Origin of the sequence: Dyella nitratireducens, assembly GCF_014642835.1 — a bacterium.
Classification (GTDB): domain Bacteria; phylum Pseudomonadota; class Gammaproteobacteria; order Xanthomonadales; family Rhodanobacteraceae; genus Dyella_B; species Dyella_B nitratireducens.
The window spans coordinates 44833-70636 of the sequence record NZ_BMJA01000005.1 but is presented as its reverse complement, the minus strand read 5'-3'; the positions used below and the strand labels follow the sequence as shown (position 1 = coordinate 70636).

General features: G+C 61.8%; 22 protein-coding genes. 13 read left to right on the top strand and 9 right to left on the bottom strand.

From position 1 onward, the window contains the following. The first annotated feature begins 94 nt into the window (after positions 1-94). Positions 95-610 (top strand): DUF4019 domain-containing protein, encoded by a 516-nt coding sequence (locus IEX75_RS20660; protein WP_188797312.1) that lies wholly within the window; start codon positions 95-97, stop codon positions 608-610. A 64-nt stretch (positions 611-674) separates the two neighbouring features. Here IEX75_RS20660 and IEX75_RS20655 read toward each other — a convergent pair whose 3' ends face one another. From IEX75_RS20655 to IEX75_RS20640, 4 genes are read right to left on the bottom strand one after another with little or no spacing between them, the layout of a single operon-like run. Beyond that, the gene (locus IEX75_RS20655) at positions 675-2420 is read right to left on the bottom strand and encodes a bifunctional sulfate adenylyltransferase/adenylylsulfate kinase (protein ID WP_188797310.1); all 1746 of its coding nucleotides are present in this window, start codon (positions 2418-2420) and stop codon (positions 675-677) included. 51 nt (positions 2421-2471) lie between these two features. Continuing rightward, complete coding sequence (locus tag IEX75_RS20650) at positions 2472-3194, bottom strand: phosphoadenylyl-sulfate reductase (protein ID WP_188797308.1); 723 nt, start codon at positions 3192-3194, stop codon at positions 2472-2474. Beyond that, positions 3191-4888: an assimilatory sulfite reductase (NADPH) hemoprotein subunit gene (gene cysI / locus IEX75_RS20645; RefSeq protein ID WP_188797306.1), complete on the bottom strand. Its 1698-nt coding sequence runs from the start codon at positions 4886-4888 to the stop codon at positions 3191-3193. Before cysI ends, IEX75_RS20650 begins: the two co-directional genes overlap by 4 nt. Before the next feature lie 8 nt (positions 4889-4896). After that, positions 4897-6693, bottom strand: coding sequence for an assimilatory sulfite reductase (NADPH) flavoprotein subunit (locus tag IEX75_RS20640; RefSeq protein ID WP_188797304.1), 1797 nt, complete (start codon positions 6691-6693; stop codon positions 4897-4899). 254 nt (positions 6694-6947) lie between these two features. Here IEX75_RS20640 and IEX75_RS20635 point away from each other — a divergent pair, with 254 nt between their 5' ends. The 6 genes from IEX75_RS20635 to glnE all read left to right on the top strand — a co-directional run bounded on the left by IEX75_RS20635 (position 6948) and on the right by glnE (position 15158). After that, positions 6948-8153, top strand: a complete 1206-nt coding sequence (locus IEX75_RS20635) for an OprO/OprP family phosphate-selective porin (protein WP_188797302.1) — start codon at positions 6948-6950, stop codon at positions 8151-8153. 195 nt (positions 8154-8348) lie between these two features. Continuing rightward, positions 8349-9350, top strand: a complete 1002-nt coding sequence (locus IEX75_RS20630; protein ID WP_188797301.1) for a sulfate ABC transporter substrate-binding protein — start codon at positions 8349-8351, stop codon at positions 9348-9350. Positions 9351-9355: 5 nt separating this feature from the next. After that, entirely contained in the window at positions 9356-10180 is an 825-nt protein-coding gene (gene cysT / locus IEX75_RS20625) for a sulfate ABC transporter permease subunit CysT (protein WP_188797298.1), read from the top strand. After that, complete coding sequence (gene cysW, locus IEX75_RS20620) at positions 10180-11037, top strand: sulfate ABC transporter permease subunit CysW (RefSeq protein ID WP_229721018.1); 858 nt, start codon at positions 10180-10182, stop codon at positions 11035-11037. Before cysT ends, cysW begins: the two co-directional genes overlap by 1 nt. A gap of 14 nt (positions 11038-11051) precedes the next feature. After that, entirely contained in the window at positions 11052-12197 is a 1146-nt protein-coding gene (locus IEX75_RS20615) for a sulfate/molybdate ABC transporter ATP-binding protein (protein WP_188797294.1), read from the top strand. A 108-nt stretch (positions 12198-12305) separates the two neighbouring features. After that, entirely contained in the window at positions 12306-15158 is a 2853-nt protein-coding gene (gene glnE, locus IEX75_RS20610) for a bifunctional [glutamate--ammonia ligase]-adenylyl-L-tyrosine phosphorylase/[glutamate--ammonia-ligase] adenylyltransferase (protein WP_188797293.1), read from the top strand. A gap of 82 nt (positions 15159-15240) precedes the next feature. Here the strand turns inward: glnE and IEX75_RS20605 are convergent, their stop codons facing one another. Further along, complete coding sequence (locus IEX75_RS20605; protein WP_229720997.1) at positions 15241-16254, bottom strand: mitochondrial fission ELM1 family protein; 1014 nt, start codon at positions 16252-16254, stop codon at positions 15241-15243. 81 nt (positions 16255-16335) lie between these two features. On the opposite strand from IEX75_RS20605, the gene IEX75_RS20600 reads away from it, so the two are divergent. From IEX75_RS20600 to IEX75_RS20585, 4 genes are all read left to right on the top strand, one after another. Further along, positions 16336-16929: a malonic semialdehyde reductase gene (locus tag IEX75_RS20600; RefSeq protein WP_188797292.1), complete on the top strand. Its 594-nt coding sequence runs from the start codon at positions 16336-16338 to the stop codon at positions 16927-16929. A 111-nt stretch (positions 16930-17040) separates the two neighbouring features. Beyond that, a complete protein-coding gene (locus tag IEX75_RS20595) occupies positions 17041-17628 on the top strand; it encodes a YceI family protein (RefSeq protein WP_188797291.1) in 588 nt (195 codons plus the stop codon). Positions 17629-17728: 100 nt separating this feature from the next. Beyond that, entirely contained in the window at positions 17729-17938 is a 210-nt protein-coding gene (locus IEX75_RS20590) for a zinc-finger domain-containing protein (protein ID WP_188797290.1), read from the top strand. An 88-nt stretch (positions 17939-18026) separates the two neighbouring features. Then, positions 18027-19151 (top strand): glycosyltransferase, encoded by a 1125-nt coding sequence (locus IEX75_RS20585; protein ID WP_188797289.1) that lies wholly within the window; start codon positions 18027-18029, stop codon positions 19149-19151. A gap of 53 nt (positions 19152-19204) precedes the next feature. Here the strand turns inward: IEX75_RS20585 and IEX75_RS20580 are convergent, their stop codons facing one another. After that, entirely contained in the window at positions 19205-20344 is a 1140-nt protein-coding gene (locus tag IEX75_RS20580) for a polysaccharide deacetylase family protein (protein WP_188797288.1), read from the bottom strand. A 50-nt stretch (positions 20345-20394) separates the two neighbouring features. Next, entirely contained in the window at positions 20395-21582 is a 1188-nt protein-coding gene (locus tag IEX75_RS20575) for a tetratricopeptide repeat protein (protein WP_188797287.1), read from the bottom strand. A gap of 237 nt (positions 21583-21819) precedes the next feature. Between IEX75_RS20575 and IEX75_RS20570 the strand changes: the two genes are divergently transcribed. Beyond that, on the top strand, positions 21820-23091 hold the full coding sequence (locus tag IEX75_RS20570) for an O-antigen ligase family protein (protein WP_188797285.1): 1272 nt from the start codon (positions 21820-21822) through the stop codon (positions 23089-23091). Next, the gene (locus IEX75_RS20565) at positions 23081-23839 is read left to right on the top strand and encodes a glycosyltransferase family 2 protein (RefSeq protein WP_188797283.1); all 759 of its coding nucleotides are present in this window, start codon (positions 23081-23083) and stop codon (positions 23837-23839) included. Before IEX75_RS20570 ends, IEX75_RS20565 begins: the two co-directional genes overlap by 11 nt. 57 nt (positions 23840-23896) lie before the next feature. Here IEX75_RS20565 and IEX75_RS20560 read toward each other — a convergent pair whose 3' ends face one another. Together IEX75_RS20560 and IEX75_RS20555 are read right to left on the bottom strand one after the other, a co-directional pair. Further along, positions 23897-24973, bottom strand: a complete 1077-nt coding sequence (locus IEX75_RS20560; protein ID WP_188797281.1) for a glycosyltransferase family 4 protein — start codon at positions 24971-24973, stop codon at positions 23897-23899. Beyond that, positions 24970-25731: a polysaccharide deacetylase family protein gene (locus IEX75_RS20555; protein ID WP_229720996.1), complete on the bottom strand. Its 762-nt coding sequence runs from the start codon at positions 25729-25731 to the stop codon at positions 24970-24972. The genes IEX75_RS20560 and IEX75_RS20555 overlap by 4 nt, the downstream gene beginning before the upstream one ends. Between the last annotated feature and the right edge of the window lie 73 nt (positions 25732-25804).

Sequence of the window (25804 nt, the reverse complement as noted above, 5' to 3'; positions counted from 1 at the left end):
CCATGACACCATGGAGCGTGCTTCGCTGCACGCATGGCCGCAGATCCTTGTGCTTCAGCGGATCATTTCACGGCTTTCAATCAGGAGAATTTTCATGGCACGTAAAGTTTCGTCTGCGACCAGGCGCATGGCGTCCGGCGCCCTTGCTTCGGCACTGCTGCTGGGCGCGGGCACGGCGATGGCGCAAAACCTCGATCTGGACAGGGCAGTATCCACGGCCGGTAAATGGGCGGCCCAGGCTGATGCCGGCAAGGCCGATGCAATGTGGAAGGCCAGCAGCTCGACCATGCAGAAGAGTGTCACGCAGGACAACTGGACCAAGTACATCACCAACCTGCGCGGTGCCGTGGGCAATGAGACCGACCGCAACTGGGTGGGCGTAAGCAAGATCGATAATCCGAAAGACCTGCCGCCCGGCCAATATCTCAATGTGGTCTACGCGACCAAGTTCGCCAAGGCGATGACGGTGGAAACCGTGTCGTTGGCGAAGGGCTCTTCCGGCTGGCAACCGATCGGCTACATCGTGCGCGAGGCGAACCCGAACGCAGCCGCCAACAAAGCCAATGCCGCAGCGCCCGCTCCTGCGGCGCAGCCGGCATCCGGCAAGTAACCAGCTTGCGCTAAACGCCACGGCTTCCGCGCGGTCGCGCGGAGGCCGTGGCGTTTTTCATGGCTCATGCCAGGGCTTGCGCTTGCAGCCACTCGAAGACTTTGTTGGCCGCGTCGGCTACCGACACCTGGCTGGTGTCGATCCGCAGCTCCGGCGTGACGGGTGTTTCGTAGGGATCGTCGATGCCGGTGAAGCCCTTGATCTTTCCTGCGCGTGCCGCCGCATACAGGCCTTTGCGATCGCGTGCTTCGCAGATTTCCAGCGGTGTGGAAACGTGGATTTCCACGAAGCGCCCATGTGCCTCCACCAACTGCCGCGCCTCGGTGCGTGCATTGGCATAAGGTGCGATCGGTGCGCAGATCACAACACCGCCATGGCGCACTACTTCGCTGGCCACGAAACCGATGCGCGTGATGTTGGCGTCGCGATCTTCGCGTGAGAATCCCAGTCCTTTTGAAAGATGTCGGCGCACTTCGTCGCCATCCAGCACGGTCACGGGGCGGCTGCTGGTCTCCAGCAAACGCGCCACCACCGCTTGAGCCAGCGTGGACTTGCCCGAGCCGGAAAGACCGGTAAAGAACAACGCCAATCCCTGGCGCGCGTTAGCCGGGTGACGTTCGCGCAGAATCTTCACCACATCCGGGAAGGTGAACCACTCCGGGATCGCCTCACCGTTGTGCAGGCGGCGGCGCAGCTCGGTACCGGAAATGTCGCGTACTTCGTCATCGGGCTGCACCTCGGTCTGCGGTACGTAGGTGTCGCGATTGGCGGCATAGACCATGGCCGGAAATGGCACGACCTCGATGCCGAGTTCTTCCTGGTGTTTGGCCAATAGTTGCTGCGCGGCATAAGGATCGTAGAACGGCTTGCCTTGCGAGTCCTTGCCAGGGCCAGCGTGGTCGCGGCCGACGATGAAGTGGCTGGCGCCGTAATTCTTGCGGATGATCGCGTGCCATAGCGCTTCGCGCGGACCGCCCATGCGCATCGCCAGCGGCAGCAGCGAAAGCGTGGCCAGGTCACGCGGATAATGTTCCAGCAATGCGCGGTAGCAACGCACACGCGTGTAGTGATCGACGTCGCCGGGTTTGGTGCGGCCCACCGACGGCTGGATCAGCAGCTTCGCGCCGACCTTTTCTGCAGCGCGCAGTGTCAGCTCGCGATGCGCGCGATGCATCGGATTACGCGTCTGGAAGGCGACGATGCGATGCCAGCCGTGTTGGTGGAACCAGTCACGCAATTCTCGCGGACTAAGGCGCAGCGAGGCGAAATCGTAATGCGCCGGCGGCTGGATACCTTGCACGCGTCCGCCCAGATAGACCGAACCGGTGCGGTCCAGCAATTCGGACACGCCGGGATGCGTGCGATCCGTCGTACCGAACACCTGCTGTGCTTCCGCGATGCGATCAGGGAAGTACACGTCCTCCACCGTCAGCACGGCAAGCGGTGTGCCTTGCGTGTCGTTGAGGCTGATTTGTGCGTTCTCGGATAGCTTCGCGGCGAAAGCCTCGTCCACATCCAGCACGATCGGGATCGGCCACAGCGTGCCATCCGCCAGGCGCATCTCGTTCACCACGCCATCGTAGTCCGCGCGTCCAAGGAAACCCTGCAGAGGCGAAAAGCCGCCATTGAGCAGCAGTTCCAGATCGCAGAGCTGGCGCTGGTTGAGCGTCCATTGCGGCAGCGATGCGCTGCGTCGCTTCAGCGCCTCGGCTTCGGCAGCCGGAAGATACAGCTCGCGCAGCACGCCGCCGTGGGGCGCAACCAACGCTTCGAGTTCAGCCGATGCAAGCTCGGCGGCAATGGCTTTCATAATGGTTCCTTGGATCGGGGCTGCTTTTGTTTTTGAGTGTTGCGATGTTGCTCAGACGTCCAGATGCAATCCGCATTCGCGCTTGATGCCGAAAAAGCGGGTGTCCTCTTCGCGCATGCCGGGTTCCCAGCGGCGCGTGGTGTGCGTATCGCCGATCGAGACATAGCCTTTGTCCCACAAGGGGTGATAGGGCAAGTCGTGGCGGCGCAGATACAAACCAATGTCGCGATCGGTCCAGTCGACGATGGGATGCACCTTCCAACGTCCGTGCCGGTGGTCCAGGACCGATGCCGCAGCGCGGCTCAGCGACTGCTGGCGCCGCAAACCTGCGAACCACGTGCCGGCACCAAGATCGGTCAAGGCATGCTGCATGGGTTCCACCTTGGCGAGCCGGTTGTAGTGATCGAGTCCCTCACGCCCCTGGTTCCACAACTCGCCATGGCGAGCCTGCAGCCAGGCGGGCGAAAGGCTAGGGCGGATCACGTGGAGATTGAGCGAAAGACGTTCGGTCAGCTCGTCGATGAAACGGTAGGTTTCCGGGAACAGATAACCAGTGTCGATCACGATCACCGGGATATCCGGCACGCGTCGCGACAGCAGGTGCAGCGACACCGCCGACTGGGCGCCGAAACTCGACGAAAGCACATGCCGGCCAGGCAGATGTTCCAGCGCCCAATCCACACGCTCTTCCGCGCTGAGCGCAAGCAACCTGGCGGCGAGCTTGTCGCGCGCGCGCGCGTCGAGCGCGGCTTGCTCGGGCGAGGGCAGGGTCATGCGAAAACCTCCGCATCGATGGCATGGCGCACGGTGGGTAGCACGCCGCTGCGCACGAGGAAGTCGCCGAAACGTTCGTGTTCGTTCCGCTCGGCGGCATAGCGGGCGAACAACTTGTCCAGTTCGGCGAGGATCTCGCCTTCGTCGATGTTTTCGCGTACGACGCGATTGAGCCGCCGGCCGGTGAAGTCAGCGCCCAGGCGCAGGTCGTAACGGCCAATGGCGCGGCCGACCAAGGCGATTTCACCCAGGTATGGGCGCGAGCAACCGTTCGGGCAGCCGGAAAGGCGCAGCAGGATGGGCTCGTCACGCAGTCCATGGCGCTCGAGCAGCGCTTCCAGTTTCGGCAGCAACTGCGGCAGATAGCGTTCGCTTTCGGCCATCGCCAGGCCGCAGGTCGGCAAGGCGACACAGGCCACGGCATGGCGGCGAATGCCGCTGAGCCGGCGATAACCATCCAGCTTGTATTCGGCTACCAATGCGTCGATGCGTTCGCGCTGCGCGGCCGGCACATTGGCGATGATCAGGTTCTGGTTGCAGGTGAGGCGGAAATCGCCCTGATGTTCCTCGGCGATCGCACGTAATCCGCTCAAATGGGGTGCTTCGGGACTATCGGCGAGGCGACCGGATTCAATCTGCAGGGTGAGATGCCAGCGGCCGTCATTGCCTTCGGTCCAACCGTAGCGGTCGCCGTTGTGATCAAAGTGATACGCGCGCGAAGGCTGCAAGGCGAACCCGATGCGCTTTTCCAATGTTGCCTTGAACGCGGACACACCCATCCGGTCGATGGTGTACTTCAGGCGCGCATGCTTGCGTTCCTGGCGATCGCCGTGATCGCGCTGTACTTCGATCACACCTTCGGCGGTACGCAGCAGTTGTTCGGGTTCGACAAAACCAATCACGCTGCCTAGACGCGGATACGTGCTGGGATCGCCGTGGCTTGCACCCATGCCGCCACCGACGGCAACGTTGAAACCGAGCAGTTCGCCATGTTCGATGATCGCGATAAGACCGAGATCCTGCGCAAATACGTCAATGTCGTTGGTGGGCGGTACGGCAACACCGATCTTGAATTTGCGCGGCAGGTAGGTGGGGCCGTACAGCGGCTCGCTTTCTTCTTCGCCGCCGGCAACGAGCTTTTCATCCAGCCAGATCTCGTGATACGCGCGCGTCTTCGGCTTGAGATGATCCGAAAGGCGCTCCGCCCAGCGATACCCCAGGCGATGCGCAGGCGTTTCCACCGGATTGGCGCTGGCGACCACGTTGCGGTTCACGTCGCCGCAGGCAGCAATCGTGCTGACCAGCACGTGATTCATCGCGGCGATCGACGGCTTCAGATCGCGCTTGAGAATGCCGTGCAGCTGGAACGTTTGTCGTGTGGTGATGCGCAGCGTGTGGTTGGCCCAGGTGCGTGCGATGTGATCGAACGACAGCCATTGCGCCGGGCTCAGCACGCCGCCGGCGAGGCGCGCGCGCACCATGAATTGATAGGCGGGTTCCAGCTTCTGCTTGCGGCGTTCCTCGCGCAGGTCGCGATCGTCTTGCTGGTAGCTGCCGTGAAACTTCAGCAGTTTGTTGTCGTCTTCGCTGATCGCGCCGGTCACCGGGTCGGCCAGGCTTTCTACCAGGGTGCCGCGCAGGAAGCGGCTATTCGCCTTGATACGTTCAAATTCGGAAAGGGCTGCGCCGCTCATCGCGTACCTCAATAAACATCGCGGGCGTAACGGCCCCGCTGGATCAACTGGCTCAACCAGGCTTCAGCGTCTTCGGCCGAACGTGCGCCATGCTCGGCGACGATCGCGACCAGTGCCTTGTGCACGTCTTTTGCCATCCGGTTGGCATCACCGCACACGTAGAGATGCGCGCCGCCATCAAGCCACTCGTACACGCGACGGCCTTGCTCGATCAGCCGATGCTGTACATAGCGCTTCTCGGCCTGGTCGCGTGAGAACGCCAGATCGATGCGATGCAGCTGTCCGCTCTTCAGTGCTGCCTGCCATTCGACCTGATACAGGAAGTCGGAATGGAAATGCGGATTGCCGAATACCAGCCAGTTGCGTCCGCCCGCGCCGCGCTCGGCGCGTTCTTGTACGAATGCGCGATAGGGCGCAACGCCGGTGCCCGCGCCGATCATGAGGATGTCGCGATCATCGGCGGGAAGGTGGAAACGTTCGTTGGCTTCGATGAAGACCGGTACGTTTTCACCTTCGGCATGCTGAGCGAGAAAGCGGCTGGCGGCGCCCCAGCGTGCTTCGCCATCCAAGGCGTAATCGACGTGGCTGACGGTGAGATGCACCTCGTCGCCTACCACGGACTGGGCGGATGCGATCGAATACAGGCGTGGTGCGAGTGGACGCAGCGCAGCGACCAAGGTTTCCGCCGTCCATTCGGCGGGATGGCGGCGCAACAGATCCAGCACTTGCCAGCGCGAGAACAGATCGGCCAGTGTGTCGCGCGCGGCGGGTGCCAGGAGTTCGCGCAACGGGGCATCGCCACTGCGCTCGGCATGTGCGGCGAAGAAGGGGCGCGTCAGTTGCGTCAGTTCACGATGTTTGCTCAGCCAAGTGCGTAGCGCATGTTCTTCGCTGCCCACGCGAACGGTGGTGTCGCCATCCAGCTTCAGAGTATTCAGGACAGCATCGACCAGGGCCGGGGATTGCGTCGGCCACACACCGAGCGCATCGCCGGGTGCGTAGTGCAGGCCGGAACCGTCCAGCGAAAATTCGAGGTGGCGCACGTCGCGATCGCTGTCGCGGCCGGTGATGCGCTGGTTGAGCAGCAACGGCGCCTGGAAGGGTTGTTCGCGATGCCATACGGGTGCGATACGTGCCGTGCGCAAGGTAGTGACCTTGGCGAGTGGCGCGGAGGTTTTCAGCTGCTCGCGCGCTTGTTGCAGTGCCTGCTCCAGCCACGGGTGCGCCACCGTTTCCAGATCCACATCCGCTTCGCCCGCCGGCAACAGGCGTTGTGCGCCCAGCGCTGCCAGGCGTTCATCCAGCTGGCGGCCGATGGCGCAGAAATTGGGGTAGCTGGAATCACCCAGGCCGAGCACGGCATAACGCAACGACTCGAGCTTGGGCGCGCGAGCGCTGCTCAGGAACTCAACCAGGGCGCGCGAGTCATCCGGCGGCTCGGCATCGCCTTGCGTGCTGATCACCAGGTAGAGCAGACGTTCCTGCTTCCATTCACGTGCCGCATACGCGTCCGCGCGAACCACGCGTACGGCAAGGCCAGCGGCGGATGCGCGGCGCCCCAGATCCTCGGCCAGCCGCTTGGCGTTGCCGGTCTGGCTGCCATACAGCACGGTGAGCCGGGGTTGTGCTTCGGGGACAGCTGCAGGTTCGGCGGCTGACGGCTTGCCGGATGGCTGGCGCTGACCCGCCACGCCGGCAAGATAGCCGGAGAGCCACAGCAACGTCGGCGCTTCGAGCCCGTCGATCAGACGCGCAACCAGAGGCTGCTTGTCTTCGGGCAACGGCGATAGTGTGGCGGCGGTCATCGAATCATATCCTTGGACGTATAGACGTCCATCTGGTCTGGAGATGTTAGGACTTCGTTTTTTGGCGAAGAAATGATGGCCCGGCATATCCGCATGCCATTCCCTCCTTTCCATCGCGGGAAATGCGGCAGGCAGCATGGAATCCAGGACGCCATCCCCAGCTCGTCAGGCCCGGCCTAACGAGGCGTTCCATCCAGGGACTCAACTTCACTCACCCGTCACAGGCGCCGCCAAGGGCGCCGGAGCCATCATCCATGCCACGACGATCTAAGCTCGCCTTTGCCGTGTTGACGCTGGCCGCATCGGTTTCCCTTGCCACGCTGGCCCCTTCCACTGCCAAGGCGGGCGACGACGACTGGCTCTACCACTGGCCCACGCATTACACCGCCAGTGACGGCACCGACATCGGGCTGGTATTGCGCTATCAGTACGACGTCAACGATTTCGCGCACGACGACAATAAATTCACAGATGCGCAGACCAATCGCCGCAAATACCTGGGCTTCTATGTGAAGAAACCGGGCGTCTACGACGCCACGGTGTATTACGACTTTCAGTCGAAACAGTGGCAGGACGTGTTTGCGCGACTACAATCGCAGGCCGTGTTCGGTAACGACTACGGCGCGCTGCGCTTCGGCCAGAGCAAGACGCCGGTCAGCTTCGAAGGCGTGACCACGTCCACGCAGACCACTTTCATCGAACTGGCGCTGCCTTCCCAGGCGGTTTACGAGAACCGTCGCGTTGGTGCCGATTGGGCTATTCAGCGTACGCATTGGCTGGCCAGCCTGGGCTACTACGGCCAGAACCTCACGGGCAAAAATCGTGGCCATACATGGGCGGCACGTGCGGCCTGGGTGCCGATTCATGAGGCGACCGACGTGTTGCACCTGGGCGTCGCCGCATCGCAGGAGCGGCCCTATGGCCTGGTGAACGCACTTGGCGTGCAACAACCGGCAACGGCCAGCTTCAAGACGCCGCCAGAGGCGGGATTGACTACCGTCACGCTGATCAGCTCCGGCACGCTCACCAACGTCAACCACATCAATCGCCTGGGCCTGGAAGAACTCTGGATCGACGGCCCCTGGTCGGTGCAAGGCGAGTATCTGCACGCGCAAACTACTTTCGACGTGCCCAAGCCCAATTACGACCTCGATGGTTATTACGTCTTCGGCAGTTGGGTGCTCACCGGTGAATCACGCCAATACCACGACGGCAACGTCAGCAACGTGATTCCTTCGCGTCCGTGGGGCGCGGTGGAGTTTGCCCTGCGCTACAGCGAATTGAATCTCAACGATGGACGCGTGCTGGGTGGCAGGGAGCATGACTGGACCGCTGGGGCCAATTGGTACCTCGGCTCGCACTTGCGCTTGCAGGCCAATGTCATCCGCGCTTTCAGCAACCGCAAGGGCCTGGTGATCGATCCGCATGTTTTCGAGCTGCGGGCGGAAGTTTTTATCTAGTGAATACGATGCCATCTCAGGCCGCGTAGGTTGGGGTGCAAACCCCAACAACGTGATACATCGGCATGACAATGTTGGGGTTTGCACCCCAACCTACGAAGAGCCATATGGATAGGACGATCCGCGCTTTCGGACGTCCAGCCTTCCAAACCTATAGTTGATGATGGGCGTACTTGCCCCAGGGAGACAACACGCATGAAACGCCAATGGACCGTTCTGGCAGCGCTGCTTTCGCTGAGTGCGGCTTATGTGCATGCACAAGACGTGAAGCTGCTGAACGTTTCTTTCGACCCGACCCGTGAGTACTTCCAGGACGTAGATGCGGCGTTCAAGGCGGATTGGGCCAAGCAGACAGGCCAGAACGTCACCGTCACCACGTCAAACGGTGGTTCCGGCAAGCAGGCACGCGCCGTACTCGATGGTCTGCAGGCGGACGTGGTCACCCTGGCCCTCGCCTACGATATTGATGTGCTGGCCGATAAAGGCTTGCTGGCGAAGGACTGGCAAACGCAGCTGCCGGATAGCAGCTCGCCATACACTTCAACGGTGGTGTTCCTGGTACGCAAGGGGAATCCGAAGAAGATCCACGACTGGCCGGATCTCATCCGTTCCGACGTGCAGGTGATCACGCCCAATCCGAAGACCTCCGGTGGCGCACGCTGGAATTTTCTTGCCGCATGGGGCTGGGCGGTACGCCAACCGGGTGGCAATGCCGACAAGGCGCGTGCGTATGTCACAGCGCTCTACAAGAATGTGCCGGTGTTGGACACCGGCTCGCGCGGTGCGACCAACACCTTCGTCCAGCGTGGCATCGGTGACGTATTGATCGCGTGGGAAAGCGAAGCGCTGATGACGCAGAAGGAATTCGGCAAGGACAACTACCAGATCGTCGTACCGTCAGCCACCATCGTGGCGGAGCCGCCGGTGGCGGAGGTGGACACGGTTGCCGCCAAGCACGGTACGAAAAAAGTGGCGCAGGCATACCTGCAGTTCCTGTATGGCCCCGAGGGGCAAGAGCTTGCTGCCAAGCATTTCTTCCGTCCGCGTTTGGCCTCTATTGCCGCCAAGTACGCCGCGCAATTTCCAGCGGTGAAAACCTTCACCATTGGCGAGCAATTCGGCGATTGGCGCAAGGTGCAGGCCACTTATTTCGCCGACGGCGGTGTCTTCGATGGCATCACCGAAGGATCACAGTGACGGCGATGGCACGGCACGTACTGCCAGGGTTCCGACTCAGCACCGGCTACACCATGCTGGTGCTGAGCAGTTGCGTGCTGCTGCCGCTGGCTGCGCTGTTATGGACGGCGTGCGAACTGGGGCCGGCGGGTTGGTGGGCACAGATCGGTACACGGCGGGTGCTGGCGTCGTTGAAGTTGAGTTTCGGCGCGGCACTGCTGGCAGCGACGATCGATGCGGTGCTGGGCCTGCTGGTGGCATGGGTGCTGGTGCGCTATCGCTTCGCATTCCGGCGGCTGTGCGATGCGCTGGTCGATTTGCCGTTTGCGTTGCCGACAGCCGTAGCCGGCATTTCCCTGACCGCGCTGTATGCGCCGAACGGCTGGTTGGGCAGTCGCCTGGCGCCGCTTGGCATCGAGGTGGCTTATACGCGTTTGGGCGTGCTGCTGGCGATGATATTCGTCGGCTTGCCGTTCGTGGTGCGCACCTTGCAGCCGGTGCTAGAGAGCATGGAAAGCGATCTGGAAGAAGCTGCCTATACGCTGGGCGCTTCGCCCGGCCAACGCTTCTTCCGTGTGCTGCTGCCATTGTTGCTGCCGACGCTGCTGACCGGTTATGCGCTGGCGTTGGCGCGTGCGATCGGTGAATACGGCTCGGTGATTTTCATCTCGGGCAACCGTCTCTTTCGCACGGAAATCACGCCGTATCTCATCGTGCAGAAAATCGATTCGCAATACGACTATCGTGGCGCGGCTGCGCTGGGTGCGGTGATGCTGGCCGCATCGCTGCTGCTGTTGGTCGCGATGGCATGGCTACAGCGCTGGACCCGGCGCTGGGCGGTGGTGCGCTGATGGCCGCCGTCGCTTCCGTGGTGTCGATTGGCCAGCCTGCGTGGTCGGTGCGCATCGCACGTGTCGTACTGTTGCTGGCAGCGCTCGCCGTGCTGGCATGGCTGCTGGTACTGCCCTTACTGGCGATTTTCGCGGAAGCTTTTCGCCAAGGCTATGCGTTCTATCTGGATGCCATCAAACAGCCAGATACGATCGCTGCCGTGCGACTGACTTTTACGGTCGCCGCCATCGCCGTTCCTTTGAACCTGGTGTTTGGCCTCGCTGCAGCGTGGTCGATGACGCATTTCGAGTTTCGCGGCAAAGCACTGCTCGGTGCGTTGATCGACCTGCCGTTCTCAATCTCGCCGGTGGTGGCCGGCATGATGCTGATCCTGGTTTATGGCAAGGATGGCTGGCTGGGTTCCTGGCTGGAGGCGCATGGACTGCAGGTGATCTTCGCCTTGCCGGGCCTGGTGCTGGCCACGGTATTGGTCACCTTGCCGTTCGTTGCACGCGAATTGATTCCGTTGATGCAGGCGCAAGGCTCGGAGCAGGAAGAAGCGGCGTTGACGCTGGGGGCCAGTGGATGGCAGATCTTTTTCCGTGTCACCTTGCCGCGTGTGCGCTGGGCACTGCTGTATGGCGTTCTGCTGTGCAATGCGCGCGCCATGGGTGAATTCGGCGCTGTCTACGTCGTTTCGGGCCATCTGCGCGGCATCACCAATACGCTGCCGCTACAGGTGGATCAGCTTTACCAAGAGAATTTTTCCGCCGCCTTTGCAGCGGCTTCACTGCTGGCCCTGCTTACTCTCGTCACGCTTGGCATCAAGCGCGTGGTCGAGTGGCGGCATGGCGATGCATTGAACACCCACCTTTGAGGATTCACCGCAGCATGGGCATCGAGATTTACCGCTTGCGTCGCCAGTACGGTGCTTTCGTGGCACTGGACGATGTCAGCCTGACCATTGGCGACGGCGAATTCGTGGCGGTGCTTGGTCCTTCGGGTTCGGGAAAAACCAGCCTGCTGCGTATCCTGGCCGGGCTGGATCAGCCGGATGCCGGCAGCGTGTATCGCGACGGACAGGATTTGCTCGCGCTGGATGCACGACGCCGCGGCGTGGGACTGGTATTTCAGCACTATGCGCTGTTTCCGCATATGACGGTGGCGCAGAACGTGGCGTTCGGCCTGCGCGTGCGTCCGTGGCGTCTGCGTCCCAAGGCTGCGGTGATCAAGGCGGGTGTCGAGCATCTGCTGCGCCAGGTGGAGCTGGAGGGTTTTGCAGATCGTTATCCGTCGCAGCTTTCGGGTGGACAGCGCCAGCGTGTTGCATTGGCGCGCGCGCTGGCGATCGAGCCGCGCCTGCTGTTGCTGGACGAACCATTCGGTGCGCTCGATGCGCAGGTGCGCGTCAATCTGCGCCGCTGGTTGCGCGAGTTCCATCGTTCGCTGGGCATCACCACCTTGTTCGTCACGCACGATCAGGATGAGGCGCTGGAAATGGCCGATCGCGTGGTGGTGATGAACCGCGGCCGCATCGAGCAGATCGGTACGCCGGAGCAAATCTACCGGCAGCCGGCCACGCCCTTCGCGTCACGTTTCATCGCGCGCGGTCAATCGTTGCCGGGCGAAGTGCGTGGGCAGCATCTGCATGTGTTCGGCCATGCCTGGCGCATGGAGAATTTTGTGGCAGATGATGCACATGAGATCACCGTGCACGTGCGTCCTGAGGATATTGCCTTGGCACCGGTGCAAAGCGATGGCGTGAAGGCGCAGTTGCTCAATCTTCGCCACGTGGCCGGCACCGTGCGCGCCAGCTTGCGCGTTGAAAACCGGGAGGAGCCGCTGGAAGCCGAGTGGAACGAGCGCGACTGGGCTCGCCATGCGGCGACGGCGGGAGATACGGTCGATATCCATCTGCTAGCGCTGACGGTATTCGCGACCGACGAGGAAGGTCGTATACAAGCGCGGTCCACCGTGCATCCGCCGCATGCGAGCTTTCCCGTGGCAGTGGGTCCTTGGCGCCGGGTTGAAGCCTGATCTTGGTTCGTCATGGAGCATGGCCGCCGTGCGCGACAAGCCGTAGGAGGAGCCTTGCGTTGTGCGCAACGGTTCTGCTGAGCAAGGACTAGGCCTCATAATGGCCGCATGGCTGTCATCCCTGCACCTACCGAATCACCCGCACTGCGGGCATTGATCGATGATCGCTACGCACAGCTCGTAGCGCGCTGTCGCGCAGCAGGCGTACCCCTGCACGACGATGCCGGCGTCGCCGAGCGCATCCGGCGCACGTTGCTGGCCAGCGATTTCGCCTTCGAAACCTGGCGCAGCCAGCCGCAGCTCCTGTCGCCGCAAGGCCTGGAGCGGCTGCGTGCCAGTGCCGACGCATCGGCACGCATCGATGCCTTGAAGCTCGATACCGATGAAGCGGCTTGCATGTCTACGCTGCGGCGGTTTCGGCATGCCGAGGCCTTGCGACTGGTGTTTCGCGACGTCAACGGCCTGGACGATCTGCCGGAAACGCTGTCCGCCACCAGCGTGCTCTACGAAGCCTTGCTCGGCGCCGCGCTCGGCTGGTCCGAGCGAGCGCTCGCTGCGCGCTACGGTCATGCGCGTGGCGAAGATGGCAGCGTGCAACATTTGGTGGTGGTCGGTTTCGGCAAACTCGGTGGTAGCGAGCTGAATTTTTCTTCCGATATCGACCTGGTCCTGGCCTATCCGGAGGGCGGCGAAAGCGATGGCGCGCGCGTGCTGGACAACAGCGAATACTTCGTGCGCCTCGGCCGTCAGCTGGTGCGCCTGCTACACGAGCCCACCACGGATGGCATCTGCGCACGTGTGGATTTGCGCCTGCGCCCCTTCGGTAACGCAGGTCGACTCGCCTTGCCATTCAGCGCGATGGAGCAGTACTACCAGCGCGAGGGTCGCGATTGGGAGCGCTATGCATGGATCAAGGCGCGTGCGGTCGCCGGCGATCGCAGTGCCGGCAAGGAGCTGCAGGAAATACTGCGGCCGTTCGTGTATCGCAAATACCTGGACTACACCGCTTTCGCCGGCTTGCGCGAAATGAAAGCGCTGATCGATGCCGAAGTAGCTCGCAAGGATCTGGCGGACAATCTCAAGCTCGGGCCGGGCGGCATTCGCGAAATCGAATTCATCGTGCAACTGGTGCAGCTGATCCGCGGTGGCCGTGAGCCCAGCTTGCGTGTGCGTGGGTTGCTGCCGGCGCTTACGGCTTGCGAGGCGCGCGGCCATATTCCGGCCGTGCGCGCCAAAGCCTTGCGCCAGGCTTATGTGTTTTTGCGGCGATTGGAGAATCGTGTGCAGATGATGCGCGATGCCCAGACGCATGATCTGCCCGAAGACGATCTGACCCGCGAGCGGCTTGCACTGGCGCTGGATTACCCAGCGTGGGAACCCTTGGCCGAAGAACTGGCGAAACACCGCGACATCGTTGCCAATGAATTCGAAGCCGTCTTGATGCCGGAAGGTGGCGCGAAAGCCAGCGTGCCCGCTGCCGATGCGATTCTGTGGCAACGCGCTTGCGGTGAGTCGTTGGATGCGGGCGTGATGGAAGCGTCCGGCTTTGTGCCGGGCGGTGAAGCGGCAGAGGCTTTGCTGAAATTGCCGCAAGCATCGCAGTTGCGCGCGATGTCCGCGCGTGCACGCGAGCAATTGGATCATCTGATGCCGCAACTGCTGTCTGCGGCTCGCGACACGGCGGCGCCCGTACCCTGCTTGCTGCTCTTGTGCCGCCTCGTACAGACCGTTGCGCGCCGGCCCTCCTATCTCGCTTTGCTGGAAGAGCAACCTTCGGCGCGCAAGCGCCTTGCCCAGTTATTTGCAGGCAGCGCTTTTCTGGCCGAGCGTGTGATTGCACAACCTTTGCTGTTGGACGATGTACTCGACCCGCGCATCGACCAGTTGCCGCTCAAGCGTGCTGATATCAGCGCGGAAATTGCACATGTGCTCACCACGCTGGACGAGCGCGAAGCGGAAGCGGAGCTGGAGCGCATCAACGAATTCAAGTCGAGCATCGCGTTTCGACTGGGCTTGGCTTTCAACGACGGGCGTGCCGATGCGGTGGCGACGGCACGAAGGCTTGCAGCGCTGGCGGAAGCCGTGGTCAATGCCGTCGCCGCACTCGCCGAGCGCGAAGTGATTGCCGCACATGGACGTCTGCCGGGTGAAGGTTCGGGTTTTTCGATTCTCGGCTACGGCAGCCTGGGTGGCGAGGAACTGGGCTTTGCGTCCGACCTCGATCTGGTCTTCGTGTTCGATGGACAGCGCGCGCAGGAAATGAGTGACGGCCCGCGTCCGCTGGAAGGTTCGCGCTGGTATCAGCGCCTGACACAGCGGGTGATGAACTGGCTGACCGTGCTCACGCGTGCAGGGCGCTTGTACGAGGTTGATACGCGCCTGCGGCCGGATGGCTCCAAGGGTTTGCTGGTCGGCAGCCTGGAGGCGTTTGTCGCTTATCAGGAAAGTCGCGCATGGACGTGGGAGCATCAAGCGTTGTTGCGCGCGCGCCCGGTTGCCGGCGATGCGGCTTTGAATGGAGAACTTGCCGACGTGCGGCGCCGCACGCTGGCCGTGGCGCGTGATCGCGTGGCCGTGCTGGCGGAGGTGAGCAGCATGCGCCAGCGTTGGCGCGCTGAGCGCGATCGCTCCGATGCAGGGCAGATCGATTTGAAGCAAGGCCCGGGTGGCCTGCTCGATATCGAATTTGCCTTGCAGGGGCTGGTGCTTGCACACGCATCGACATCACCGAACTTGCTGTCGACCACCGGCAACGCTGGCTTGATTGAGGTTTGCCGCGACGCAGGCTTGCTGGATACCGCGCAGGCGAACTGCTTTACCCGTGCACACGCCGAGTTGTTGCGGCGTGCGTTGTTCTGCACGCTGGACTTGCGCTCGCGCATTGCGCCGCGGGATGCGGAGTTGGAAGAGTTGTGCAGCGAGGTAAGGGTTGTCACGCACGCGCTTGGGTTTGATTTCTGATTGCGATACCCAGATTCCGTAGGTTGGGGTGTAAACCCCAACATGGTGATTCAGGGCGATATGTTGGGGTTTACACCCCAACCTACGGAATCTGGGCAAGAATGCGTCTTCGCAACGCTTCGGCAATCGCCGCGGTTTCACGCAATGGCGGCTGTTGAGCAGGCGGTTCGCCATCCACGTCATGCAACAAGCCAGCCTCACGCAAGCTGCCATGAAAGCGCGCCAGCTTCGGCGGCAGATTTCCCACAACCAATGTGTGCACGGCGCACCCCACAGCACATGCTTCGCTCAGCATGTTCACCGAATCCGGCGTCACCACTAGGCGATCTGCCCAACCGAGCACGCCAGGGTAGGGATTGTTGCCATCATCCGGTCCGGTCCAAAGCAGACCAGGTACGCCGCGCAGTGCGTTGCGCATGACCTCGGCCACGGCGGCAGGTGTGCGGCGCGAGGTCAGCACCAGCAAGCTGCCGTTTTCTTGTTGTCGGCGCCGAAGCAGGCGTTCGATGAGTTGCTGGGCATAATCGGTATCCATGCGAATGCCGGTGCGCGGTCCGCCAAACAGCACGCCGACGCGTGGGCGCGGCAGAAATTCAAGCGCTGGACTGGCATCACGGCCATCAGCGAGCCACACATCGTCGACGGGGTTCAACGAACCCAGCGGGTTCAGCACATTGGGACCGGTCAAGCCGTCATGTTTGGGAGCAATCACGGTGTCCCAATGCGTGGGTGCCATGCGTGGATCGAGGATCTGTACGGTATGGCAGTGGCCTTCCGTCAGGGTGCGCAATAGGCGTGTCAGCAATGCGGCGCTGCGTCCGCAGCCGATGGCGAGAGTCGGCCAAGGCGGTGCGAAAGCTTCACGGTGCAAGGCAGGTAGGGCAAGCCGTCCGCCCAGGATCAGCTGCGGCGAGAGCCATGACCATGGCGCACGCAGCGAAAGAACGAGGTGCCGCACCGGCATGTCCATCTGTTCGGCCAGTGCCAAGGCCTGACGCTGGTTGCCGGCGGCCTGGTCGGTGATGACCCAGCATTCCCCCGGCAAGCGGCGAAGCAGTGCGCGGTCTGGGGGGTCGATTGTCGCCGGATCGTGCACAGTACGTTTCGCCTCGTTCGCCGCTGATACATCCGGCTTGCGCTTACACTCTGGTCTTTGTTCTTCACGCAGAGGATACCCATGAGCGAGAAGCTTGCCGAGACAGCGCTGGATCAGTTGTTCCGTACGGCCCGTACCTACAACGCCTTCCTGCCCAGGGAAGTGACCGAGGAGCAATTGCACGCGCTGTACGAACTGGCGAAGTTCGGCCCGACCAGCGCCAACTCCTCACCCATGCGGCTGGTGTTCGTGAAATCCGCCGCCGCCAAGGAAAAGCTCAAGCCGTTCCTCTCCGAAGGCAATCGCGCCAAGACTCTGGCGGCGCCGGTCACCGCGATCGTGGCGACCGACCATGCCTTCTACGAAAAGCTGCCGCAGCTGTTTCCGCACGCCGATGCGCGCAGCTGGTTCGTCGGCAATCAGCCGTTGAGCGATACCACGGCATTCCGCAATGCGACGCTGCAGGGTGCCTACGTGATCATGGCTGCGCGCTCGATCGGCCTGGACTGCGGCCCAATGTCCGGTTTCGACAATGCCGGTGTGGATCAGGCGTTCTTCGCGGGCACGACGATCAAGTCGAACTTCCTGATCAATATCGGTTACGGCGACAGCAGCCGCGATTTGTTCCCGCGCAGTCCGCGGCTCTCGTTCGATGAGGCATGCCGCGTCGAGTAAGGCTTTTTTCCAGGGATTGCCGTTCGGCCATGCGCCGCGGCAATCGAAGTTGTTGAACGCAAAAGCGGTTTTTCCCCTATCCACTTCGATTTAAAGGCAGGAGACTTTTTCATGCGTACCCTTCGCTACGTATTGCTGGCCGGATTGCTCGGCACCGCACTTTCGGCCCAGGCCGCCCCCGTGACCTACAAGATGGATCCGAGCCACACCATGGTGCTGTTCAGCTGGAGCCATTTTGGTTTCTCCCATCCGGTTGCCGATATCGGTATTTCCGATGGCACGCTGGTGTTCGACCAGCAGGATCCAAGCAAGTCCACGGTGGACGTGACGATGCCGCTGAGCAATCTGGATACGCACGTGCCGGCGCTGGACAAGCACCTGAAGGAGCCGGATTTCTTCGACGCCGACAAGTACCCCACCATCACCTTCAAGAGCACCAGCGTGCAGTCGGTGGGCAACAAGCACTACAAGGTGACCGGTGATCTCACCGTGCACGGCGTGACCAAGCCGGTGGTGCTCAATGCCACCCTCAACAACGTGGGCCCGCACCCGATGACCGGCCAGCAGGCGATCGGCTTCAACGCCACCGCTACGCTGAAGCGTTCGGATTTCGGCCTGGGCGCGTATGTGCCGAAGGTGAGCGACGAGATCCAGATCAACATCACCACCGAAGGTTCGGTGCCGAAAACCGGCCAGTAATCGCAAAGGGTGATCGGAGAAGGGGTGAGTCGCTCGCTACTCACCCCTTCTCCCTTGCTAAGATAGGCGGTCCCATAGCCTCGCCCCGGAGCAACATCCCATGTCGGGTCACCCTGCCGCAGCCCCAAAGCTCATTCCGGCAAATGCCGAAAATCGTTACGAAGTGACGCGTTCGGACCTGCCGCTGTCCTGCCCGATGCCCGGCATGGCGCTGTGGAACTCCCATCCGAAGGTGTATTTGCCCATCGTTGAGGACGGCGGTGAATCCGTATGTCCTTACTGTGGCGCGCATTACGTCCTGCGCGACTGAACCCAAGCCCTCATTCCGAGCATAAAGCGCGCCAACCGGCACGATTGCTGCTTGGGTTTTACGGATGAGAGTCGCAAATGAGGGAACCATGTCCGTTGCCGCCACACCGGCCAGAACGCTGACCGTTGTGCAGCTCATCCCCGCGCTGCACTCGGGCGGGGCGGAGCGCTCGGTGCTGGAGATGGGGCAGGCGCTGGTGCAGGCCGGACATCGCTCGGTGGTCATTTCCGCGGGCGGCCGTCTGACCGCGCAGCTCGAGGCCGAAGGCAGCGAGCACATCACCCTGGATATCGGCCGCAAGTCGCTGTCGACGCTTGGCCGGCTGGGGCGCTTGCGACGTATCTTGCGTGAGCTGAAGCCTGACGTCGTCCACGTCCGTTCGCGGCTGCCGGCATGGATGGGCTGGTGGGCGCTCAAAGGCATGTCCCCCAAGCCGCATTTCATCACCACCGTGCACGGGCTTAACTCACCCGGCCGCTACAGCGCCATCATGTTGAGGGGCGAGCGCATCGTGGTGGTCTCGCAGACAGTGCGTGACTACCTCATCAGCCATTACCACAAGCTGGATACCGCCCGTATCCGCATCATTCCGCGCGGCATCGATCCGGAAGCCTTTCCGTATGGGCATCGTCCGGACGAGAGCTGGCAGAAGGCCTTCTTCAACGAATTTCCCAAGCTTGCCGGCGCGCCGCTGCTTACCTTGCCCGGCCGGGGCACCCGACTGAAAGGTCATCATGACGCCATCGAATTGGTGGCCGAACTCAAGCAGCGTGGCATTGATACACGCCTGCTGCTGCTGGGCGTGGTCGAGCCTGGCCGTGAAGCCTACGTGCAAGAGTTGAAGGACCTGATCAAGGGCCGGGGTGTGGAGAACCACGTGGTGATGGCGCCGGCGCGCCAGGACGTGCGCGATATCTACGCCATGTCCGCGTTGGTGCTGCAGCTTTCCAATAAGCCCGAAGCCTTCGGCCGCACCGTGGTGGAAGCCTTGGCGCTATGTCGCCCCGTACTCGGCTATGCCCACGGCGGCGTGGGTGAATTGCTGGCCGAGCTGTATCCCGCCGGGCGTGTACCCCCCGGCGACCGTGAGCGCCTGGTCGAACGCGCAGCGGAATTGCTGCGCGTCGCGCCGCCTATCGCACCACTGCAACGCTATCGCCTGATCGATATGCAGCACGCCGCATTGGCGTTGTACGAGGAAGTGGCTGGCTGAGCGCCGGTGGCCACAGCGCGATATTCATGCGCTGTGGCGTATGGCCTGCCAGCTTATGCGCCTGCCGAAAACCGGTGGCAGTCGAGCCATTGCACATCGGTGTCATGCAATTGACTCTGCAGCCACGGCACGGCTACTTGCGCCTTGGTGTGGATGTCATGGAAAAGAATGATGCCGTGGCGCCACAACAGCATGAGTGACAACACGCGCTGTTTGACCTGATCGGCGTCGACCTTGGCGTTCCAGTCCTGCGAGTCGATATTCCACAAGGCGACGTGCAAGCCATGCTGCGCAAAGAAAGCGCCACTGTCGGGCCGGCGTTGGCCGTAAGGCGGACGGAATAGCGGTACGTAGCTATCCGGCAGATTATCGTGCACCAGCGCAATGCTGCGAGTCACCGAATCCTGCCATGCTGGCCACGTGCTGTGCGAACGGTGTTCCCAGCCATGCGCACCGACACACATGCCTTGATACGTCGCAGCCACGGCAGCCGGCGAGGTCTGCTGCAGACGAGCCTGCAACGATCCGCCCAGCGTGAAAAACGTGGCGTTCAGATGCAGCGAGCGCAGTATCTGCAACATGGCGTCGGTCGAGCCGCCGGCGCGCGTCGGGCCATCGTCGAAACTCAACAGAAATTCGCGGTCGCCCAATCCATTGCCGTCGATCTCCTGCGCTGAAAAGGTTTCCACCTCGCTATTCACCTTCGGAAACAAGGCGGCCAGCCGCAGCAGCTCATCCAGGTATATGCGATGGAACGCACTGGCTTGATCGAACCATGCGCGGTAATCCGCCTGCGGAGGCGCGGTGAAGGCGATCGCTGCGCGCTTGAAATCGCTCTGGTTATGCACCGGTGCGCAGAACAGCTGCTGGTTGTCGCAGTGAGCGGCGGCCAGCATGTAGTTGGTGGTGAGCCGTTGCCAGTAGATGGCGCGGATGTGTTCCACCGACGCATGATCGAAGGATTTGATTTGCAGGCGCTGCTGCAGGGCCTGGTCATCGAGTTGCTCGCTGTCGGCCAGCGCCTTGCCGAAAGCAAGCAATTCGGCGCGCGAAGCGAGATCGAATGATTCGGTGGAATGAATCGGTGTAGGCCAGAAGGTGCGGTCGCCACCGGCGACTTCGCTGGGGCCAGCTGCATGGAGCGATCCCGCCGCAAACACCAGCAGAATCGCCGAAACAAAGATTCGGCGCATAAGAAGGCTCGGGCAAGGACGCCCCGCATGACTGCGGGGCGTCGTGGGCATCAATGATGATTGCTGACGCGCTGAATGGCGTTGTCGTAGACCGGGTTGGCCTTTTCGCGCTTGGCTGCCTGATAGTTGTTCAAGGCATCGGCGTATTGGCCTGCATCTTCGTAAAGCCGGCCGATGTTGTAATACGAGCTGGCGCGCACGGTGGCAGCAGTCGGGCCGCTGGCCAACGCAATGGCCTTGCGATCCGCCCAGATGGCTTCCGCAGCCCGGCCTGCCTTTTGATAGGCGAGTCCCAGGTTGCTATAGGCCTGGCCATAGTTAGGATCCAGATCGATGGCTTGGCGATACAGGCTGATCGCACCATCGAGATTGCCGGCGTGATAGGTCTTTTCGCCGTTCTGGTTCAGCGCCTTGGCGCGAGCCGGATCGATGTCCGCCTGGTTGGCGGCGGTTACCTGCATCTGTTCGTTGTTATAGCTGTCGATCTGGCCGAGCACGTCGCCCGCATCGACCGTGACGCCGCGCATCGTGTTGATGTCCTGGAAATCGCCTTCACCGGTAATGCGGAACACCGTCCACAAATTGCCGGCCTGGTTGTGCGGTACGTAATAGCTGCGAACCAGCGACTGCCCGACATAGACGAAGACCTTGGCCTGGCTGTTGGCGAGCGCCATGGTGTCGGCGTGATCCCGATCGGTGTAGTCGTGCACCGCAAAGACGTACGTATCGCCTTGATGTTTGCGTTCCAGAGTAATGGTCTCCGGACCGTAGCTGTCGACGTGGTCGATATCCAGGTTGGCGTCGGTGCCTCGCTTGCTGCGCCAGTACACATGGTTGTTCGGGAACGCGACATGCAAGTCGAGATCCGGCGGCTGGGCGCCCCAGCTCAGTACCACGCGCAGGCCATCCAGATTTTTCATGACGGGACTAAGTGCATAGCTCAAGCCCGCGCACGGGCATTTGGCGATCAAATCCGAATAGCCTTCTTTTTTGATGATGATCAGAGAATTGCTGTCATCAGTCAGGTCGGCAGGTAGCGGGGCATTACCTTGGGCGTCGGTGGTGGCGCGTTCGGATGGCGTGCCGTTCCGCTGCACAATTACCGTGGCATCAGGAATTTTTTGATCCCTGATCGTGGCGCTGAGTACTTGGATTTGCGAGTTGCCAGCGTGCGCGCTGGCGAAGGAAAGCAAGAATAAGAGAGGGACAAACTTCCGTGCGTGCAAAAGCGCTTTCATGCAGAAATCCTTGCTGGTTTGAGAAGTATTAAGTAAGGTTTTTTACTGCGTACTCATTCTATTGATGGCCTCGCGCTCAAAGCATGGTCGAGGTCGGCCAAATTGCGGGCAAGCAAGGGCTAAACGCGGTAGCCTCAGTGGCGTCGAATCAACGCTTGTATTGCATCGTTGATTCGGCAACGGATATCCGCGTCGCACCCATGACCTATCCGCCTGAGGCAAACTCCAGGCTCACGCATGCGCATTCATTCCCCCATCAACTTCAAGAGCTTGCTGCGTCAGCCATGGCTGCCTTACTGGGCCCTGGTGGCGCTGCTACCGTTCGGACGTGCTGCCGAGGCCGGTGCCATAGTATGCATCGTGTGTATGGCATTGGCATGGCGGCGCCTGCCGAGGATGCTGCGTGAGCATCCAGGTTCCCGGCTGGTGTGCGTACTGCTGGGTTGCTACATCGCTGCCGCGCTGTTGTCGGTACCGGCGGCCATCATGCCGGGCAAGAGCGCGCTGACCGCCTTGGCGTTTCTGCGTTACATCCCCTTGGGTCTGTATGCCTGCTACGCATTGAGCAGCACGTCGCGCCTGCGCGATTTCTATGGCGCCGTGGCGGTGGTCATCGCTTTCTGGGTGCTGGACGCGTGGATGCAAATGTTGACCGGCTGGAGCCTGCGTGGTCATGCCGAACCTGAGCGTATTTCGGGTATTTTCGGCGCGGACGATCCCAAGCTCGGGCCGACCTTGGCCGTGCTTTCGCCCATGGCGATTTGGGTTGCGCGGGAACGATGGGGACGTCGTGGTCTGGGCATCGCGTTCCTGCTGTTGTTAGGGCCGGTGATGCTGAGTGGTTCGCGTGCGGCGTGGATCTGCTTTGGACTGGTGACTTTGGTATTCCTGTGGCGGGAAGCCGGCTCGCCGTTGCGGTTCATCACGGCTTGCGCCCTGGTCGCGGCGATCTCGCTGGTAGCTGGCGGTATTGCCTGGAAAACCTCGACGCGTTTCGATACACGCATGCAACGCACACTGCAGGTTCTGGGTGGCAATGAGCAGGATCTCAACGAGGCGATGACAGGACGGCTGGACATCTGGCGCCATAGCATGGCAATGATCGCGGCGCATCCTGTCACCGGCGTCGGCGTGCGGGACTTCCGCTACGCGTATCCGCAATTTGCGCCGGCGAATGATCACTTCCTGACGGCAGAAAGCTGTGGCGAGGGTGCCGGCGCATGCCACCCCCATCAGGTCGTGCTGGAAATCCTTACCGAAACCGGCGGCGTGGGTTTGCTGTTGTGGCTGACTGGAATGGTGATCGCTTGGCGGGCCATCAGGCATGCCGGTAAGGCAGGCAAGGCGGCTGCGTTTCCGGTGACGGTATCACTGGCCGTGATGCTTTTTCCGATCAATACGCATTTGGCCTTCTATTCGGCCTGGTGGGGACTGCTGTTCGCCTGGCTGCTGGGCCTGTGGTGTGCGGCGCTTTATGCCGACAGGGAGGAAATACAGCATGGCACGTGAACCGCTTTCGGTGGTGTTGATCACCTACAACAACGCCGATACGCTCGACGCCTGCCTGCGCGAAGTGGATTGGGCGGATGAAATCGTCGTGCTGGATTCTGGCTCTACCGACAGTACGGTGGCGATTGCGCGCATGCATGGTGCGCGGGTGGACGTGCATCCGTTCGACGATTACGGTCCGCAGAAGCAGCGTGCTTACGATCTGGCGTGCAACGATTGGATTCTCAATCTGGATGCAGATGAAGTTCTTTCGCCGGGCACGCGTACCATCATCGAGCGCGCGCTGGAAGATCCGCGGCATGCCGGCTTTCGCATTCCCCGCCGCGAGCGCATGTTCTGGACCGTGCAGCATCGCTGGAGCCACCGCAATGGGCATCTGCGCTTGTTCAATCGCAGGCGTGGCGGCATGAACGATGTGGAGGTGCATGCTGCCGTGGAAGTGCGTGGACCCGTGAAAACGCTTTGGGGTGCGGACTTCGTCAACAATGGCGATGGCGATATCGCCACGCGCGTGGAGAAGATCAATCGCTACAGCAGTGGCATGGTGGCGCATAAGCTGCGTCGTGGGCAGCGTTTTACCGGCATGCGCATGGTGGTTTATCCACCGCTGTTTTTTTTGCGGCAGTTTGTGTTGAAGCGGTATTTCTTGAGCGGCTGGGCAGGGTTTATTGCAAGCGTGTTGGGCGCCTGCTATGTATTTTTGAAGTACGCCAAGTTGCATGAGGCACGGCGCGCGCAGAATAAGTGATCCACGGCCGTCATTTCCGCTTGCCGGGAACGGCGGCTATCGAGCATGTGTCGCGTCTTAATTGTCGCCAAGGATGCGCACAAACTCGTCCGCAATCACCCGCGTACTGAAATGCCGATCCACAAAATCACGTGCCGCCACACTCATCGGCTCGCGCACGTCCACTTCGCACATCTTGAGGATGGCATTGCGCCACGCGGCAGCATTGCCCGGCGGCAGCAATAGTCCCGTCACGTTGGGCGAAAGCGTTTCAGGCACACCGCCGATGTTGCTGCCGAGCACCGGCGCGCCCGCTGCTTGCGCTTCCACCGACACGCGACCGAAGGTTTCCGTGGCGATGGAAGGAAACGCCAGCATCGAAATCGCGCTGTAGTACGGATGCACGTCGTCGATCCAGCCGAGCATGTGATGGCGATGCGCGAAGGAGCCCGCCTCGATGCGTTCGCCCAATTGCTGCACGTCCGGGCCATGGCCTAGCCATAGGCAGTGCAAGCGTGATTCTTGCGCCATCGCGCCATCGAGCGCCTCAAGCAGCGTAAAGATGCCCTTGCTGTGATGGATGCGGCCAAAGTAGCCGAGCACGATGGCGTCTTGCGGAATGCCGAGCTGATGCAGGATTTCGCTGCGGCGTTGCGGATCAGGCTTGCACGCCTCCATGTTCACCGGGTTGTACAGCACGCGCACCAATGGCGATGGCACACCGCGCTCAAGGTAAGCCTGCCGTGCATGCGCGGAGACGGCAAAAAAGCGTTGTGCCAGGCGTGGCACCAGATAACCCGAGACACGCCCCATCGGCGGCGTGCGGTGCCGGAACAAGGCTAGCGGGATACCCAGCAAGCGGCTTACCAGGATCAACGGCCAGTATTCCTTGCCGAAGTTGCCCACTAGCCAATCCGGTTGCAGATCGCGCGCCGCCTTGAAGGTGGCGCGATAGCCGCGCAGGTCGAACACGTTACGGAACTTCGCCGGGTAAAGCTTGGCGCCTGCCTTGGCGAGCGCGTTGGCGATCAGCCCATTGGGATAGACCACGGCGCTGACCTGGTGGCCCGCTTCCACCATGCCCTGGGCCAGTGCCACGAAATGCGTGGCGGCACCGGTGTTTTCGGGATTGGTGCCGACGAAAAGAAATTTCATGCGCGCCTGCTCTCGTAGCGTTTGTTCTCGTAGTTGGTGAAGGCACGCATCGCGAACTGCGGCAGCACATGATGGCGAGCGACCTGCACACGCGGCAGGCGCCACAGATCCGTACCGATGATGGCGCGGCCACGCTGGGTGGTGGTGGCGGCGGCGTACCCTGATGCGCGCGTGATCTCGGCGACACGATCATCCATATCGCCGTAGGGATAGCAGAACTGCGTGACCGGTGCGCCCAGCACGTCTTCGAGGTCGGCCTTGCTGCCGGCGATCTCGTCGTGGAGTTGCGCGTCGCTGCATTGGCGCAAGTGTGGATGGGAACGCGTGTGCGCGCCGATCTCCATGCCGCCCTCGTGCCAGGCGCGCAATTGGCCAGGCGTCATCAAGGGTTTCTGGATGCCAAGCTTTTCCGCATCCCAGTTGTTGTAGCGGCCGATGCTGCCGCTCACTGCGTAGCAGGTGGCGGTGAAGCCGTAGCGCTTGAGCACCGGCAGCGCGAATTGGAGATTGTCGACGTAGCCATCGTCCAGCGTGATCACCGCGATGCGGCCTTGCCGTTCCCCGCGCAGGTAGGGCATCGCATCGGCCATGGACAGGCCTGTGTAGCCCAGACGCTTGAGCAGCCACATTTGGCGTGCAAATGCGCCGGGGCTCACGTATAGGCTGCGCCAGCGCTTGAGGCCCCGGGGAGCCTGCGCAATGTTGTGGTACATGAAGATCGGGCAGGCTTGGGCCTGCTGTCCTTGCTGCGCAGTCATGCAGTGTTCCTTGTCTGCCGTGCGCAAAATTTTACGGCAAACGGCGGTGCCGGGCGGTGTTTCGACCGGCGAA

Excerpts from the sequence above, each read along its gene's own strand:
- IEX75_RS20660 (WP_188797312.1), top strand. The coding sequence starts at position 95 with ATGGCACGTAAAGTTTCGTCTGCGACCAGGCGCATGGCGTCCGGCGCC.
- IEX75_RS20655 (WP_188797310.1), bottom strand. The coding sequence starts at position 2,420 with ATGAAAGCCATTGCCGCCGAGCTTGCATCGGCTGAACTCGAAGCGTTG.
- IEX75_RS20650 (WP_188797308.1), bottom strand. The coding sequence starts at position 3,194 with ATGACCCTGCCCTCGCCCGAGCAAGCCGCGCTCGACGCGCGCGCGCGC.
- cysI (WP_188797306.1), bottom strand. The coding sequence starts at position 4,888 with ATGAGCGGCGCAGCCCTTTCCGAATTTGAACGTATCAAGGCGAATAGC.
- IEX75_RS20640 (WP_188797304.1), bottom strand. The coding sequence starts at position 6,693 with ATGACCGCCGCCACACTATCGCCGTTGCCCGAAGACAAGCAGCCTCTG.
- IEX75_RS20635 (WP_188797302.1), top strand. The coding sequence starts at position 6,948 with ATGCCACGACGATCTAAGCTCGCCTTTGCCGTGTTGACGCTGGCCGCA.
- IEX75_RS20630 (WP_188797301.1), top strand. The coding sequence starts at position 8,349 with ATGAAACGCCAATGGACCGTTCTGGCAGCGCTGCTTTCGCTGAGTGCG.
- cysT (WP_188797298.1), top strand. The coding sequence starts at position 9,356 with ATGGCACGGCACGTACTGCCAGGGTTCCGACTCAGCACCGGCTACACC.
- cysW (WP_229721018.1), top strand. The coding sequence starts at position 10,180 with ATGGCCGCCGTCGCTTCCGTGGTGTCGATTGGCCAGCCTGCGTGGTCG.
- IEX75_RS20615 (WP_188797294.1), top strand. The coding sequence starts at position 11,052 with ATGGGCATCGAGATTTACCGCTTGCGTCGCCAGTACGGTGCTTTCGTG.
- glnE (WP_188797293.1), top strand. The coding sequence starts at position 12,306 with ATGGCTGTCATCCCTGCACCTACCGAATCACCCGCACTGCGGGCATTG.
- IEX75_RS20600 (WP_188797292.1), top strand. The coding sequence starts at position 16,336 with ATGAGCGAGAAGCTTGCCGAGACAGCGCTGGATCAGTTGTTCCGTACG.
- IEX75_RS20595 (WP_188797291.1), top strand. The coding sequence starts at position 17,041 with ATGCGTACCCTTCGCTACGTATTGCTGGCCGGATTGCTCGGCACCGCA.
- IEX75_RS20590 (WP_188797290.1), top strand. The coding sequence starts at position 17,729 with ATGTCGGGTCACCCTGCCGCAGCCCCAAAGCTCATTCCGGCAAATGCC.
- IEX75_RS20585 (WP_188797289.1), top strand. The coding sequence starts at position 18,027 with ATGTCCGTTGCCGCCACACCGGCCAGAACGCTGACCGTTGTGCAGCTC.
- IEX75_RS20580 (WP_188797288.1), bottom strand. The coding sequence starts at position 20,344 with ATGCGCCGAATCTTTGTTTCGGCGATTCTGCTGGTGTTTGCGGCGGGA.
- IEX75_RS20575 (WP_188797287.1), bottom strand. The coding sequence starts at position 21,582 with ATGAAAGCGCTTTTGCACGCACGGAAGTTTGTCCCTCTCTTATTCTTG.
- IEX75_RS20570 (WP_188797285.1), top strand. The coding sequence starts at position 21,820 with ATGCGCATTCATTCCCCCATCAACTTCAAGAGCTTGCTGCGTCAGCCA.
- IEX75_RS20565 (WP_188797283.1), top strand. The coding sequence starts at position 23,081 with ATGGCACGTGAACCGCTTTCGGTGGTGTTGATCACCTACAACAACGCC.
- IEX75_RS20560 (WP_188797281.1), bottom strand. The coding sequence starts at position 24,973 with ATGAAATTTCTTTTCGTCGGCACCAATCCCGAAAACACCGGTGCCGCC.
- IEX75_RS20555 (WP_229720996.1), bottom strand. The coding sequence starts at position 25,731 with ATGACTGCGCAGCAAGGACAGCAGGCCCAAGCCTGCCCGATCTTCATG.